The following is a 15,408-nucleotide window of genomic DNA, read 5'->3' on the forward strand; positions in this document are numbered from 1 at the left end:
GCAATTTGAGTGGAACCATTTCTATTGTCAATAACAATCCAACTCTTGGTAGCTTTGATGTTGTCATCTCTAATGTCAAAGCACCAAATGGCGTTGAAACAGTCTCTGTTCCAATTTGGTCAGAAATTAATGGTCAAGATGACATTATCTGGTATACGGCTAACCGTCAAAATAATGGAACTTACACAGTAAACGTTAAGGCTTCAGCTCATAAAAACTCAACAGGCCTATATAATGTTCATCTTTATTATGTTCAAAAAGATGGTCAATTAACAGGTGTTGGCGGAACAACTACTCAAGTCTTCATTGGTAAGACATCAGAGCAGTTGAAACCTAAAGTAAGTTTTGCTATTGAAAATAATAATGCTAAGAATGGTACCTTTGATGCTGTCATCACTAACATCACAGCACCACTAGGTGTTAAGGAAGTTTTGGTGCCAACATGGAGTCTTGAAAAGAGTCAAGACGACCTTATTTGGCATAAGGCTTCCAAGCAAACTGATGGCAGCTATCGTGTAACCATTAAGGCAAGTGAGCATAAGGGCATTAAAAGAAATTACCGTGCCGATGCTTATATCGTGGATAACTCTAATAACCGCCATTATATTGCTGAAAAAGTAGTGGCTGTTGATTATGCTCGACCAAGTGGTGTTCTTACAATTGAAAACAACAATACTGCAGCAGGTACTTTTGATGCCGTTGTTCGTAATATTGTTGCTCCTACAGGTTTGAAAGAGGTTCTTGTTCCTTCATGGAGTTTAGCTGGCGGTCAAGATGATCTTACCTGGCATAAGGCAACTCGTCAAGCCGACGGTTCTTACCGAGTGACTATCAAAGCAACAGATCATAAGAATTCAACTGGTAAATACCGTGCTGATGCCTACATCGTAGATGACTCTAATAAGCGTTTCTACATTACTGAAAAAGTGGTAGAAGTTACTCAAACTCGCCCTAGTGCAAGTCTCGTTATTGAGAATAATGCTGATTTAGGCACTTTTGACGCTGTTATCCGCAATATCGTAGCACCAAATGGGGTTATGGAAGTCTTAGTTCCTTCATGGAGTCTTGTTAATAGACAAGATGATCTCGTTTGGCATAAGGCTAGTCGTCAATCTGACGGTTGCTACCGTGTTACTATTAAGACTAGCGAGCATAAGAATTCTCTAGGAAATTACCGTGCTGACGTTTACATCGTAGATAATGCCAACCAACGTCATTATGTCACTGAAACTATTGTAGATGTAAAACACAATAAACCAGTAGGTACCATTTCAGTAGTTAATAACAATAAAGATACTGGTACTTTTGATGTCATTATCAGTGATGTCTATAGTTCTAAAGGTGTTCGTACTGTTCAAGTACCTATTTGGTCTGAAAAAGATGGCCAAGATGACATTCGTTGGTATGAAGCCACATGACAAGCTAATGGCACTTATACGGTAAATGGTTCAAGCTACTAGTCATAAAAACTCAACAGGCTTGTACAATATTCATTTGTACTACATTTTAAATGATGGGTCACGAGTTGGTGTAGGAGGGACAACGACAACAGTTGAATTCCGTAATGCTAAGACAAAAACGCAAACCTATATCACTAATGTTAATTCAGAAGCAGGTAGTTTTACAGTAGTAGTTGATCAAGCGCCACAAGGTCGTCGGATTCAGAATATCCGTGTAGCTGTATGGTCAAAAAGCAACTAAGGCAACCTTTCTTGGTACAATACAGCACCTACTGGCTCACACACTGAAATCAATGTTTCGACTGTTAATCATAAGAATCTTATCGGCAGATATACGACTCACGTTTATGTAGATACTGATCCGACAGTCTACACCAACCCTTATTTTGTCAAGGATGTGCGTTTGACTGGGGCTCATCAGCTTAGTCCAAGCCAAATAGAACTTAGTTTCACCAACTTAGACGAGGTCTCATCTGAAGATATTCTCAAAGACCTCAAGGTTACATATAAGGATGGTAACAGTGTGATTCTTAAACAGCTTGAGTTGGATACTAAGCTCAAAAAAGCTATATTAACTGGTGATTTTGTTGCGAAAAATCTGCCTTACAAGGTCACTTTGGGCAATGATAGTTTTAAAACATCTGATAGTTGGCAATTGAAGGTTGCCCTCTACAGTTACGATGGGGAATTGGGTGCTCGTCTAGAAGAGAATGGTACTAAGGCACATGTGACCCTTTGGTCACCAAGTGCTGATCAAGTAGATATCATTGTCTATGATAAGAATAATCAAGATAAGGTGCTTGCTGAACATACTCTAAGCAAAGGACTTCGAGGTACTTGGCAAGATGACTTGCTTGCGACTGATTTTGGTTTGGAAAACTTAACCGGTTATTTCTATCAATACCGCATCAAACGTGGTGATCAGTCTGTAATCATTTTGAATCCGTATGCGAAGTCTTTGGCCGCTTGGAATAGTGACAATGTCAGCCAGGGACCTGAACACAAGATTGCCAAGGCTGCCTTTGTAGATCTTGCTAATTATGGACCAAAAGATCTTGACTACGCTAAGATTCCAAACTTTAAATCTCGAGAAGATGCCATCATTTATGAGGATCATGTCCGTGATTTTACCTCTGATAAGGCTATTTCAGCTGAATTGAAACACCAGTTTGGGACTTTTGCAGCCTTTGCCGGAGCGTTTGGATTATCTTAAAGACCTTGGCGTAACCCATATTCAGCTTTTGCCAGTATTAAGCTACTATTTTGTCAATGAAATGCAAAATGGGAAGCGTTTGGATGCCCATGCATCAAGTAACAGTAACTATAACTGGGGTTATGACCCACAAAACTATTTCTCTTTGACGGGTATGTATTCTGAAAAGCCAAGTGATCCAGCTAAACGTATCGAAGAATTCAAGAATTTAGTTTCTGCTATTCATGCCCACGGTATGGATGTTATCTTGGATGTAGTCTACAATCACACAGCCAAGACAGCTATTTTTGAAGACCTTGAGCCAAATTACTATCACTTTATGGATGCTGATGGCACACCACGTTCGAGTTTTGGAGGTGGTCCGTCTAGGCACGACTCACTATATGAGTCGTCGTGTCTTGGTGGATTCGATTGCTTATCTTACTAAGGAATACAAGGTTGATGGTTTCCATTTTGATATGATGGGTGACCATGATGCTGAAAGTATCGAGAAGGCTTACCTTGCTGCAAGCGCTCTAAATCCAAACCTCATTATGCTTGGTGAGGGCTGGGTGACTTATGCTGGCGATGAAAATAGTCCTGTTCAGCCTGCCGATCAGTCTTGGATGAAGAATACAGATACCGTAGCTGTATTTTCAGATGATATTCGAAATATCCTCAAATCAGGTTATCCAAATGAGGGGACACCTGCCTTCATCACAGGTGGAAAACGTGATATTAATAAGGTTTTTGACAATATCAAGGCGTAACCAACTAACTTTGAGGCTGATTCCCCAGGTGACGTTATCCAGTATATTGCTGCTCACGATAATTTGACCCTTTTTGATATCATCGCCCAATCAATCAAGAAGGATCCAAGCAAGCCTGAGAATAATGCTGTAATTCATCGTCGGTTGCGTCTAGAAAACCTCATGGTCTTGACTGCTCAAGGAACATCCTTTATTCATTCTGGTCAGGAATATGCTCGTACGAAACAGTTCCGCGATCCTGCCTATCGTTATCCGGTTTCTGAGGACAAGGTGCCGAATAAGGCTCATCTTTTAGTTGATGAAAAAGGAAATCCGTTTGATTATCCGTACTTTATCCATGATTCTTATGATTTTAGTGACGCCATTAACCATTTTGACTGTACTAAGGCGACTGATACTAAGTCATTCCCAGAAAATACGAAAACACGTGCCTTTGCCAAAGGTTTAATCGCCCTACGTAAGACTACAGATGCTTTCAACTTTAAATCAAAAGCAGATGTGGATGCACGTGTGACGCTATTGACAGTTCCAGGTACGAACAATGTCACTCAAGAAGATTTGGTATTGAGATACTAAACTGTTGCTTTCAATGGTGACCATTACCTTGTCTATGTCAATGCTGCTAGCAAGTCTCGTCAGTTTGATTTGAGCAAGATTACAAATGGTCTATCCTATATAGTTTTGGCGGATGGAAATCAGGTCAATCTATCTGGAATTAGTGACTTATCAGATGTTGCAATCAACAATCACATCTTGACCTTGGATCCATTAACAGCGAAATTTATTCGTTTGACTAATGCTCAGACGCCAACTGAGGCGGTAGATCAGCCTTCAGAAAAGATCAATTCATTTGGTGGAAAAGATACTGAGGCAACTAAAACAACTGCCAAGGCTTCAGGTAAAGAGGACCTTGTTGGAGATGCTGAACTTGTTAATCGTGACAATGGTTAGGCTAAAACTGAAGCTAGTCATCAAACTGATAAGCAACTGCCATCTACTGGTGAAAAGACAAATCGTGGACTCTTTTTGGCAGGTCTTCTAAGTATTCTTAGCCTAGGCTTCCTTAGAAAACGTCGTACGAAATAATAAGTAGCAACAGGTTATTTCCTGTTGTTTTTCTTTTATTTAGAATCATTTTTATCTGCTCTTTAGAATAGTTCTTAAATAGCCTAAAACCGTTGACAGCGCTGGTTTCTGCTGTTATTTTAGATTATGTTCTCTTACATACGAGAGATCATAATTGACTTACCATCGTTCGTTCATTATTAATGATAAAACGACGATTCACATATATAACGACAAATGTCGAACACTATCTTGAAAATAGGAGACATTCATGAAAAAACTTAGCAAACTTGGTGTTATTCTTTTAGCATCAGGACTTTTATTGACGGCTTGTGCCAAATCTGGCAATTCAAGTCATTCAAGCTCAACTAGCTCAAAACTCACAGCTAGTGAGCAAAAGCTATTGAAGCAGGCCACAAGTGATTACAAAACTTTCGTGGAAGGCGAAATCGATCAGCTTTTGAAAGATACCGAAGGATTCAGTGAGACCCTCAAGTCAGGAAATCTTGAAGAAGCCAAGAAGCAATACCCATTGATCCGTATGGCTTACGAACGTTCAGAGCCAATTGCAGAAAGCTTTGGTGAGTCTGACGTGAAAATCGACTACCGTTTGGTTGATTACATGGACGAAAATAAATCAGAAGACGGCTGGTTAGGGTTCCACCGTATTGAACGCATCATGTGGCAAGACAACACGACAGAGGGTACAACTGCCTATGCCTATGCAGATCAATTGGTTAACGATATTAAAGAACTCAAGGCTAAAATCGCAACTGTTAAAGTCACTCCAGATATCATGTTGACAGGAGCAGTAGACCTTCTTAACGAAGTGGCCACTCAAAAGATTACAGGTGAGGAAGAAGTCTTCTCACACACTGACCTCTACGACTTCCGTGCCAATATTGAAGGGGCAGAAAAAATCTTTGAACTCTTCAAGCCATTGATCCAGAAGAAAGATGCTAAGCTTGTTAAGACTTTGGAAACAGAATTCAAGAATGTCAACGGTCTTTTGGACAAACACATGATTGATGAGAAAAACTATAAGTCTTATACAGATTTGAGTGAGGCAGATACTAAGGAATTGGCCGAAGCTGTAACTAAACTTGGTGAACCATTATCACAAATTGGTGTTATCCTAGATGGGAAATAAGAAAAATGACTGATGAAAAATTTTTAGACCAAAAAATGGACCGTCGTGAATTTCTTAAAAAATCAGGTATTGGAGGGGCTGGGCTTGCACTTGGTCTTTCTGGTGCATCTGCTTTTTTTGCTAATCAGGATCGTTCAAGTAAAAAAGCCCTAGATGGGGATGAAGATATTAGCTTTTTTGGTAAGCACCAGGCTGGGATTACGACTCCCATGCAGAAGGCTTGCTACTTGGTGGTGCTAGATCTTCATACAACCGATAAAAAAGAAGTCATCCAGCTTTTTAAAGACTGGACCGATTATAGTAGTAAATTGGTCGAAGGAGAGTTAGTCAAAAAAGACGGTTCTAATGCCCTCTTGCCTCCTATGGATACAGGCGAAACCGTGGGACTCAATCCCTATCGCCTTAGCCTGACTTTTGGAGTTTCGGCTGATTTTCTTAAAAAGCTTGGCCTAGAATCCAAGCGTCCTAAGCTCTTCCGTGATTTACCTCCATTTCCAAAGGAGCAGTTGCAGGACAAGTATACGGGTGGAGATATCGTCATTCAAGCCTGTGCAGATGATGAACAAGTAGCCTTCCATGCTGTCCGCAATCTGATTCGCAAAGGTCGTAATAAAATCAATATGAAGTGGAGCAAGTCAGGTTTTGCAGCTATTGGTGACCGTAAGGAAACGCCTCGCAATCTCTTTGGTTTCAAGGACGGAACTGCTAATGTAACGAAGGAAAAGGAATTCGACAAGGTTGTCTGGGCTGATAGTAAGGATTGGATGAAGGGTGGTTCTTATATGGCTCTTCGCCTGGTCCAGATGCACTTGGAAACTTGGGATCGTACCAGTTTACAGGAACAGGAAAATACCTTTGGTCGTTACAAGGAATCAGGCGCTCCTTTTGGCAAGAAAGATGAGTTTGATGAAGTAGATTTATCTAAACTTCCCGTAGATTCCCATGTGCGTTTGGCCAAAGAAGTAAATCTTCCTATCTTACGTCGTTCCTATTCCTATTCAGATGGCATTGATGAAAGAACGGGTCAGTTTGATGCAGGTTTGATATTCATTGCCTACCAGAAGGACCCAGACCGTTTTGTCAAAATACAGACCAATCTTGGAGCTGTAGACAAGATGAATGAGTATATCACCCATATCGGAAGCGGGCTCTTTGCTTGTTTTGCTGGCGTGGAGAAAGGAGGCTACCTTGGTCAAGCACTCTTTGAATAAACTCCTCGTTTTGCTTGGGCTTCTAGCTTTATTCTGGACCTATCCAGTAGCTGCTGAATCCTATAGTGATCTCTATATCAAAATCACAGATGCAACAACAGCTGTTCAAAACAAGGATCAAGCAAAAGCTAAGGAATTGGTTGCTGAGATTAAGACTGATTTCGAAACAAAGGAAAATCACGATTCCAAGGCTGGTAAAAAAGTTAGCAAGGCTCTTGATATTAATGGTGACGTGACAGAAGAGGACCTAACCTCTATCTCGTCAGCCCTCCTTAAATTTGAAAAAGAGCAAAATCTTGTTGACTTGGATGCCGAAAAGGAAAAACTTGAGACCCACTTCAATCCTTATTTCAAGAACTTACAGGATGCCATTACGGCTAAAGACTTAGCTGAGACCCGCAAAACTTACGGCGAATTGAATAATGCTTGGACGCGAAATGAAGCTGTTGTCCGTGACCATAGTACTGCCTACTACGGCAAGATTGAGACGGCTATTTCACTTTTGCGAAGCAGTATTGAGACGGAGCCTACTGATTTCACCAGCATCCAGTCGTCATATGATGATCTTAAGGGTGGGATTGATGACTTTATCAAGGGTGTTCCTCTTGATAGTACAAGCTCAAGTTTAACCCTAAAAGATGGTATTAAACTCTTGGAAAAGGCTCTAAGTCAATTCCAAGCAGGTGATGAAAAAACGGCTGCGGCATCTATGAAGAAGTTCATCACTATCTGGCCAACCATTGAAGATGACGTGAGCACGACTAACCCTAGCCTCTATGCGAGCGTGGAGAGCGAAACGCCTGTTATCATGGTAAAGGGAAAAGAAAAAGCTTATCGAGACAAAATGCAAGCCTTGATTACAGACCTATCTGCTATCGATACCAGCGCTTCTTATAATGCCTTTGATGCCATGTTGATTCTCTTGCGTGAAGGGGTTGAAGCCCTCCTCATCGTCATGGCCCTTGTGACAACTCTTAAGGCAGCTAAGATGCGTAAAGGACTCAAATGGGTTTATGGCGGAGCTATTGCTGGTGTTCTTGCCAGCGCAGTAATCGCTGTTGTCTTACAAGTTGTCTTTCCAGCTGTGACCTCAGGGGCTAACCGTGAAATTATTGAAGGTGGCGTTGGTATCTTTGCAGTTGCGATGATGATTCTTATCGGTATCTGGCTCCACAGCAAGTCTTCAGTCAAACAGTGGAATGACTTTATGGACCATCAGATGAAAACAGTGACAGCCACTGGAAGTTTTGTATCCATGTTTGCCCTCAGTTTCTTGGCTGTCTTCCGTGAAGGTGCCGAGACTATTCTTTTCTATGTTGGTATTATCCCACGTATCACGACAGCTAATTTTTTGATTGGTATTGGTTCAGCCATTGCAGTTCTTGTTATCATTGCTGTAGCTATGACTAAAGCTAGTCACTATATTAAACCGCACCGCATCTTCTTTATTTTGACTTGGTTGATTTATGCTCTAGCCTTCAAGATGCTCGGTGTCAGTATTCATGCCCTTCAGTTGACTAATATGATGTCTAATCATTTGATTAGTGGTTTCCCAACCATTGATTGGGCTGGTATCTATCCAAGCTGGGAAGTCTTGATACCACAACTTATCTTTATTGTTATAATTGCCTTTGTGACGGTGAAGCAGCATGGCAAGAAGTAGAGATGAGATGACCATTGTTGAACATCTAGTGGAGTTTCGGAGACGATTCATTGCAGTAGTGTTATGCTTTTTCCTAGTTTTTTGTATTACCTTGTTGTTTGCTGGGGAGATCTATGCTTATCTGACCAGAGGATTTGAAAAGTCCTTATTGGTTCTAGGACCTAACGATGTTCTCTGGATTTATATTAACTTAGCCAGTCTCATGGCTTTTACGGTCACCTTGCCTTTTACCACCTACCAGATTTGGCAGTTTGTGAAACCAGGTTTGAGGGACAATGAAGCGCGTGCTATCTTTGCCTATATTCCAGCAACTTTTGTCTGTTTTGTTTTGGGTTTGGCCTTTGGCTATTATTTTGTGAGTCCAGCTATCTTGGAAGTGCTTTTGAAACTAGGTGAAGGACTCTTTAATACACAAATTACAGCACAAAACTACCTTACTTTCTTACTGCATACGACAGTGCCTTTGGCTGTTCTCTTTGAATTTCCTGTAGTTGTTAGTTTCCTAACCTCTATTGGTATATTGACACCAGTATTTTTGACACGCTATAGACGCTATGCTTACTTTGTTCTCTTGGTTTTGGCGGTGATTCTGACACCAGCTGACTTTATTAGCGACTTGGCCATGACTGCTCCTTTAATCTTGCTTTATGAAGTTAGCTTAACTCTTAGTAAGCTTATTTATAAACGTAAACAAAGAAAATATAAAGATAAATAGAAAGGAAACCTCATGGGAATTCTACGTGATATCGGAGCTCCAGGACTTATCATCATTGTCCTAGGAGCCCTCCTCATCTTTGGTCCTAAACGCTTGCCAGAACTCGGTCAATCTATCGGTAAAATGCTAGCCGAATTTAAAGCAGCCGTAAATAAGACTGATCATGATAAAAAAGACGAAGAAGACAAAACTAAAGACTAGGGTCTCTACTTAGTGAACATCTTCAAGTTTCTTGACAATTCTAATCTTTTATGACATAATACACTTGTATTGAATAGTAAGTCTACATTATAGGCAAGAAAAGACCTCGGGCTAACTTCCAGATAAGCTCGGGTTTTTTTAGCAGTATCTATCCCTGTTTAGCCATTTGTCTACCAGACGAAGGATAATACTGACCACAATGGGGCCTATGATAGTTTTGAATAGTAAATCCATCATAGGCAATCTCACCTCCCTTCGTAGGCGGGTTCCGAGGTGCCAAGGGATATTATATCCTAGTTTGATAGAGATATCTTTAATAACTGTAAGGAGGTAAATGTTAGAATGTATTGCGATCATAACAAAAAATCAGGGCTCTTTGTCAACTGTAGTGGGTGACGAAAAGCTAACATCTAGAGAGGGCCGGATAGGTCCTCTTTTTATGCATGTTCAGAGTGATGAAGACACGCTTCTTAAAGTTGATGAAGTTTCTAAAACCGAAGCCCAAGCGTTTGATGTCTTTGATCAACTTATTAGTAGCTTCCAGTTTTGCGTTTGAATAGTCTGTTTCTAGTGCATTTTGGATGTATTGCTTGTGTCTAAGAAAAGTCCTAAAGACCGTTTGAAAATAGTGATTGACCTTGCTTCTATTTTCATCTATCAGGTCAAAGAACTCATCTACTCTCTTCTCCTGAATAGGTCAAGAACATTATCAAGGATATATTGAAGCGACTAACGAATTTAATTTAGAAACTTATCCAGAACTTGTTTTTTCATCTAGAGTCATTGATTCATTGAAAGAGAGCTTGCAATCTTATCAACTGACTGCCTTAATAGTTAAAGATGACTTGATTGCCCTACGGTTAATACACTGGTTAAATAATCAGGGAATCAGAATTCCCGAAGATTACGCCATTATCTCTTTCAATAATTCAATTTTTGCTGAAATCATGCATCCTTTTCTAACTACCTATGACATTAATATTAAAGAACTGGGTAAGGAAAGCGTCCAAAGGCTATTGGATCTTCTTAAAAATCCTCAAACTAAGGCACAGAAAATAACAGTTCCATTTAGACTCATTGAAAGAGAAAGTGTCTCAATGGGATAAAAAAGGTTTAAATATTTACTTTTGGTTGGTAACTTAAGTTAGCAACCATTTTTTATTACCTAGACAATCGTTTTTCCGAAAATCGACAATCTTTTTTCAGAAAATCCAGAGCACTAATTTCTTGACTTGTGCAACCGTTTGCATTATAATCGCTAGTGTAAAAAATAATTTGAGGTAAACTTTATGAACATACGAGCAAGCGGTGTTTTGATGCACATCACATCACTTCCAGGTGACTACGGAATCGGATCTTTCGGTCAAGCAGCCTACGACTTTGTTGATTTTTTGAAAGAAACAAAGCAAACATACTGGCAAATTTTGCCATTGACTACTACAGGTTATGGAGATTCACCTTACCAATCATTCTCAGCAATAGCGGGGAATACTCACTTTATCGATTTGGATTTCCTTATTCGTGACAAATTCCTGACGGAAGCAGATGTTGAAGGTTCTGATTTTGGTTCAGATCCAGAGTTTATCGACTACGCTAAAGTTTACGAAGCACGACGCCCACTTCTTGAAAAAGCAGTCAAAGCAATCTTGGCAAATGAAAACGAAACTAAGAAGTTTGAAACTTTCAAAGCTGAAAATGCTAACTGGTTGGCAGATTATGCTGACTTCATGGCTATCAAAGAATACTTTGATAACAAAGCCCTTCAAGATTGGGATGATAAAAAAGCGATTGAACGTGATGAAGCAACTCTTGAAAAGCTTCGCAAAGAACTTACTGATCGTATCACATACCATCAAGTTGTGCAATACCTCTTTTTTAGCCAATGGGCAGAGTTGAAAGCCTATGCTAATAAGAACGGTATTCAAATTATTGGTGATATGCCAATCTACGTTTCAGCTGATAGTGTGGAAGTCTGGACTCAGCCACACCTCTTCAAATTAGATGCTGAATGTAAGCCACGTTACATTGCCGGAGCTCCACCAGATAACTTCTCACCAACAGGACAACTTTGGGGGAATCCAGTTTATGATTGGGAAAAACACAAAGAAGAAATCTATGCTTGGTGGGTCTTCCGTATTCAAGAATCATTCAAACTTTATGATTGCTTGCGTATCGACCACTTCAAAGGTTTCTCTGATTATTGGGAAATTCCTGGTGGAGATGAAACTGCTAAAAATGGTAAATGGGTTCCAGGACCTAGTTATGAACTCTTTAAAGTGGTTAAAGAAGAGTTAGGTGATCTTAAGATTATTGTCGAAGACCTTGGTTATATTGATGATAAAACACGTAGATTCCTTGAAGACTGTGGTTACCCAGGAATGAAGATTCTTCAATTTGGTTTCTATGATACCACTGGTAACAGCATTGATATTCCACACGCATACACACAACACTCAGTGGCTTACACTGGTACACATGATAATGAAGTTATCAATGGTTGGTATAATAACTTGACACAAGAGCAACGTGATTACACTGATGCTTATATCAACCGTCGTCAAGGTGAACCAATCACACGTGCCCTTCTTCGCACACTCTTCGCAACAGTAAGTAACACAGCTATTGCGACTATGCAAGATATTCTTGATAAACATGAAAATAGCCGTACAAACATCCCTAACACAGTTGGAAAAAACTGGAAATGGCGTATGCTTCCAGGTGAAATCACTGTTGATAAGAAAGAATTTTTGACTGATATTACAGAAAGATATAATCGAGGAAATAATTAAAATGTCTACATTTACAAATTACGTTGAAGCGAAAAAAACAAACCTTAAAGAACTTTCAAACGAAGAGATCTACTACCTTTTGTTAGAATTTGTAAAAGAAATAGCTGCTCCAAAACCTAAAAATGATAGTAAACGTAAAGTTTACTACATCTCAGCTGAGTTCTTGATTGGTAAACTTTTGTCTAATAACCTGATTAACTTGGGTATCTATAAAGATGTGAAAGCTGAATTAGCTGCTGCCGGAAAATTAATCAGTGAAATCGAAGATGTTGAACCAGAACCATCTCTTGGTAACGGTGGTTTGGGACGTTTGGCTGCGTGTTTCATAGATTCTATGTCAACACTTGGCATTAACGGTGAAGGTGTCGGTCTTAACTACCACTGTGGTCTTTTCAGACAAGTCTTCAAAGATAACAAACAATATGCTGAACCAAATTACTGGATTGAAGATCAATCATGGTTGATTCCAACTGATATCTCTTACGATGTTCCATTCAAAAACTTCACTTTGAAATCTCGTTTGGACCGTTTGGATGTCTTAGGTTACAAGAAAGAAACTAAGAACTACCTTAACCTCTTCGATATCAATGGTTTGGACTATGGTTTAATTGAAAAAGGAATCACTTTTGATCAAGATGAAATCCAAAAGAACTTGACACTCTTCCTTTACCCAGATGATTCAACTCGTAAAGGTGAGCTCTTGCGTATCTACCAACAATATTTCATGGTATCAAACGCTGCTCAACTTTTGATTGACGAAGCTATCGAACGTGGTTCTAACCTTCACGATCTTCCAGATTACGCTTACGTACAAATCAACGATACTCACCCATCAATGGTTATCCCTGAATTGATTCGTCTTTTGACAGAAAAACATGGATTTGAATTTGATGAAGCAGTAGCAATTGTGAGCAAAATGGTAGGTTACACAAACCACACTATCTTGGCTGAAGCCCTTGAAAAATGGCCTCTTGACTATCTTGAAGAAGTTGTTCCACACCTTGTTGTTATCATCAAGAAATTGGATGCCATCGTTCGTGGCAAATTCGATGATCCACGTGTTCAAATTATTGACGAACACAACCGTGTTCACATGGCCCACATGGATATCCACTTCTCTACAAGCGTAAACGGTGTTGCAAAGCTTCACACAGAAATCCTTAAGAAATCTGAGTTGAAACCTTTCTACGACCTTTACCCAGAACGTTTCAACAACAAAACAAACGGTATTTCATTCCGTCGTTGGTTGGAATTCGCTAACCAAGAACTTGCTGATTACATAAAAGAGTTAATTGGAGATGATTACCTTACTGATGCCACTCAATTGGAGAAATTAGCTGCCTTTGCAGATGATCCTGCAGTACACAAACGTTTGTCTCAAATCAAATATGATAACAAATTAGCTCTTAAGCGTTACCTTAAAGCCAATAAAGGTATTGATCTTGACGAAAATTCAATCATCGATACACAAATCAAACGTTTCCACGAATACAAACGTCAACAAATGAACGCTTTGTATGTCATCCACAAATACTTGGAAATCAAAAAAGGAAACCTTCCAAAACGTAAAATCACAATCATCTTTGGTGGTAAAGCAGCTCCTGCCTATGTTATTGCTCAAGACATCATTCACTTAATCTTATCACTTTCTGAACTCATTAATAATGATCCAGAAGTAAGCAAATACCTCAACGTCCACTTGGTTGAGAACTACAACGTAACAGTTGCTGAACACCTTATCCCAGCGACAGATATTTCAGAACAAATCTCATTGGCTTCTAAAGAAGCTTCAGGTACAGGTAACATGAAATTCATGCTTAATGGTGCCCTTACACTTGGTACAATGGATGGTGCCAACGTTGAGATTGCTGAATTGGTAGGACCAGAAAACATCTTCATATTCGGTAAAGACTCTGATACAATCATCGACCTTTATAAAAAAGAAGGTTACGTATCACGTGATTACTACGAAAATGATGCTAACATCAAAGCAGCTGTTGATTTTATCATAAGCGAGGACCTTGTAAAAGTTGGGGATAAAGAACGTTTGGAACGTCTTTACAAAGAACTTATCTCTAAAGACTGGTTCATGACATTGATTGACTTGGCCGAATACATCGAGAAGAAAGAAGAAGTATACGCAGCTTACGAAGATCAAGATGCATGGAACAAGAAAGTTGTTTACAACATTGCTAAAGCAGGATTCTTCTCATCTGACCGTACAATCGAACAATATGACAAAGATATCTGGCACACAAAATATTAGCCTAGTTGTATAGAAGGAAAACAAGATCAGAAATGGTCTTGTTTTTTTGCATGAAAAAACACAGCCAATAGGATAATTAACCGTGTTTACATAAATAAGATTATGTTATTTCGCATGATAATTTAGTATATCATTAATATATGCTTCTTTATTTGATGAATCGTAAGTATTAGACTTAGAGTATTTTAGATAATGGATTTCGTCTTTTGTTGTTCTAGATTCTTCTTCTAGGTAAGAATCCGTAATAGTAATCTTAAAATTCTCGCTCTTACCTGTTAAATCAAGACTAAGTGGAAAATATGTAAATTCATCTGAGTAAAAGACCATCTTATAAAAATTATAGCCATCTCCTCTAAAATCATTTAAGCGAGGAAATGTTGTTATATTGTATCTTTCATCCCAAAGATTACCATATTCTCTAATATCGTAGTCATCGAAGAAGTCCTGAATTCTTTCTTTAGTTCTTTCTTTACTAGCATCATCCTTATCAAAGGTAATAAAGGGAAGCCTCCCAATCCCATATTGAAATGTCTCCTTCATTTCCATAGATAATATAACTTTTCATTTTTTCTGACTTAGGATTTTTCAACTGAAAGTTGTATTCACTTACACCATCTTTTACAGCTCCAGTTTGATATAGGGTATCGCCAGGGACTATCAAAAAGAGAAAATCTCTTAGGTACAATTCGAAGTCGGTATCTATTGTTTTATCATGTAATCCAGGGAAACGCTGAATCATTTGTTTGTAATTCTCTGCATTAGAAAACCATTCTTTATCAAAGCCTAGACCGACTTCAAAAACTTTATAATCGAAATTGTTTTCATAACGTTCAGAATAGTTTTCAGTGGAAGTCACCTGTCCAAATGGTAAAGTCATATTGGTATTATCTGTAAAAGTGATATGCAAAAAAAAGCCTTCTCGGATC

The 15,408-nt window shown here is 39.1% G+C and carries 10 protein-coding genes and 3 pseudogenes; 9 read left to right on the top strand and 4 right to left on the bottom strand.

Annotated elements, in window-relative coordinates; genetic code table 11:
• Nucleotides 1–5 precede the first annotated feature (5 nt).
• From MHH90_RS04790 to MHH90_RS04815, 6 genes and pseudogenes are all read left to right on the top strand, one after another.
• Nucleotides 6–4,508 (top strand): annotated as a pseudogene (locus MHH90_RS04790) (pullulanase).
• A 250-nt stretch (nt 4,509–4,758) separates the two neighbouring features.
• Nucleotides 4,759–5,637 carry an iron uptake system protein EfeO gene (efeO, locus tag MHH90_RS04795; protein WP_022096825.1) on the top strand — a complete coding sequence of 293 codons (879 nt, stop codon included), beginning with the start codon at nt 4,759–4,761 and terminating at the stop codon, nt 5,635–5,637.
• A 5-nt stretch (nt 5,638–5,642) separates the two neighbouring features.
• Nucleotides 5,643–6,848, top strand: a complete 1,206-nt coding sequence (gene efeB / locus MHH90_RS04800) for an iron uptake transporter deferrochelatase/peroxidase subunit (protein ID WP_084830640.1) — start codon at nt 5,643–5,645, stop codon at nt 6,846–6,848.
• Entirely contained in the window at nt 6,826–8,511 is a 1,686-nt protein-coding gene (locus tag MHH90_RS04805; RefSeq protein WP_340725805.1) for an FTR1 family iron permease, read from the top strand. Before efeB ends, MHH90_RS04805 begins: the two co-directional genes overlap by 23 nt.
• Nucleotides 8,498–9,226: a twin-arginine translocase subunit TatC gene (gene tatC / locus MHH90_RS04810; protein ID WP_024009901.1), complete on the top strand. Its 729-nt coding sequence runs from the start codon at nt 8,498–8,500 to the stop codon at nt 9,224–9,226. The genes MHH90_RS04805 and tatC overlap by 14 nt, the downstream gene beginning before the upstream one ends.
• 12 nt (nt 9,227–9,238) lie before the next feature.
• Nucleotides 9,239–9,427, top strand: a complete 189-nt coding sequence (locus MHH90_RS04815; protein ID WP_002947363.1) for a twin-arginine translocase TatA/TatE family subunit — start codon at nt 9,239–9,241, stop codon at nt 9,425–9,427.
• Nucleotides 9,428–9,565: 138 nt separating this feature from the next.
• On the opposite strand, the gene MHH90_RS04820 is transcribed toward MHH90_RS04815, so the two are convergent.
• Nucleotides 9,566–9,784 (bottom strand): type I toxin-antitoxin system Fst family toxin, encoded by a 219-nt coding sequence (locus tag MHH90_RS04820; protein WP_307770172.1) that lies wholly within the window; start codon nt 9,782–9,784, stop codon nt 9,566–9,568.
• A gap of 53 nt (nt 9,785–9,837) precedes the next feature.
• Nucleotides 9,838–10,118 (bottom strand): annotated as a pseudogene (locus tag MHH90_RS04825) (transposase); the annotation flags it as partial.
• A gap of 1 nt (nt 10,119) precedes the next feature.
• On the opposite strand from MHH90_RS04825, the pseudogene MHH90_RS04830 reads away from it, so the two are divergent.
• The 3 genes and pseudogenes from MHH90_RS04830 to glgP form a co-directional block, all read left to right on the top strand.
• Nucleotides 10,120–10,533: pseudogene (locus tag MHH90_RS04830) on the top strand (substrate-binding domain-containing protein); the annotation flags it as partial.
• A 183-nt stretch (nt 10,534–10,716) separates the two neighbouring features.
• A complete protein-coding gene (gene malQ, locus MHH90_RS04835; protein ID WP_340725806.1) occupies nt 10,717–12,216 on the top strand; it encodes a 4-alpha-glucanotransferase in 1,500 nt (499 codons plus the stop codon).
• A 1-nt stretch (nt 12,217) separates the two neighbouring features.
• Complete coding sequence (gene glgP, locus MHH90_RS04840; RefSeq protein ID WP_167401502.1) at nt 12,218–14,482, top strand: glycogen/starch/alpha-glucan family phosphorylase; 2,265 nt, start codon at nt 12,218–12,220, stop codon at nt 14,480–14,482.
• A gap of 105 nt (nt 14,483–14,587) precedes the next feature.
• Here glgP and MHH90_RS04845 read toward each other — a convergent pair whose 3' ends face one another.
• Nucleotides 14,588–15,028 (bottom strand): hypothetical protein, encoded by a 441-nt coding sequence (locus tag MHH90_RS04845; RefSeq protein WP_228024360.1) that lies wholly within the window; start codon nt 15,026–15,028, stop codon nt 14,588–14,590.
• Complete coding sequence (locus tag MHH90_RS04850) at nt 14,970–15,359, bottom strand: hypothetical protein (RefSeq protein ID WP_340725807.1); 390 nt, start codon at nt 15,357–15,359, stop codon at nt 14,970–14,972. Before MHH90_RS04850 ends, MHH90_RS04845 begins: the two co-directional genes overlap by 59 nt.
• Between the last annotated feature and the right edge of the window lie 49 nt (nt 15,360–15,408).

This window comes from Streptococcus sp. FSL E2-3488, assembly GCF_038003585.1.
GTDB lineage: Bacteria > Bacillota > Bacilli > Lactobacillales > Streptococcaceae > Streptococcus > Streptococcus thermophilus.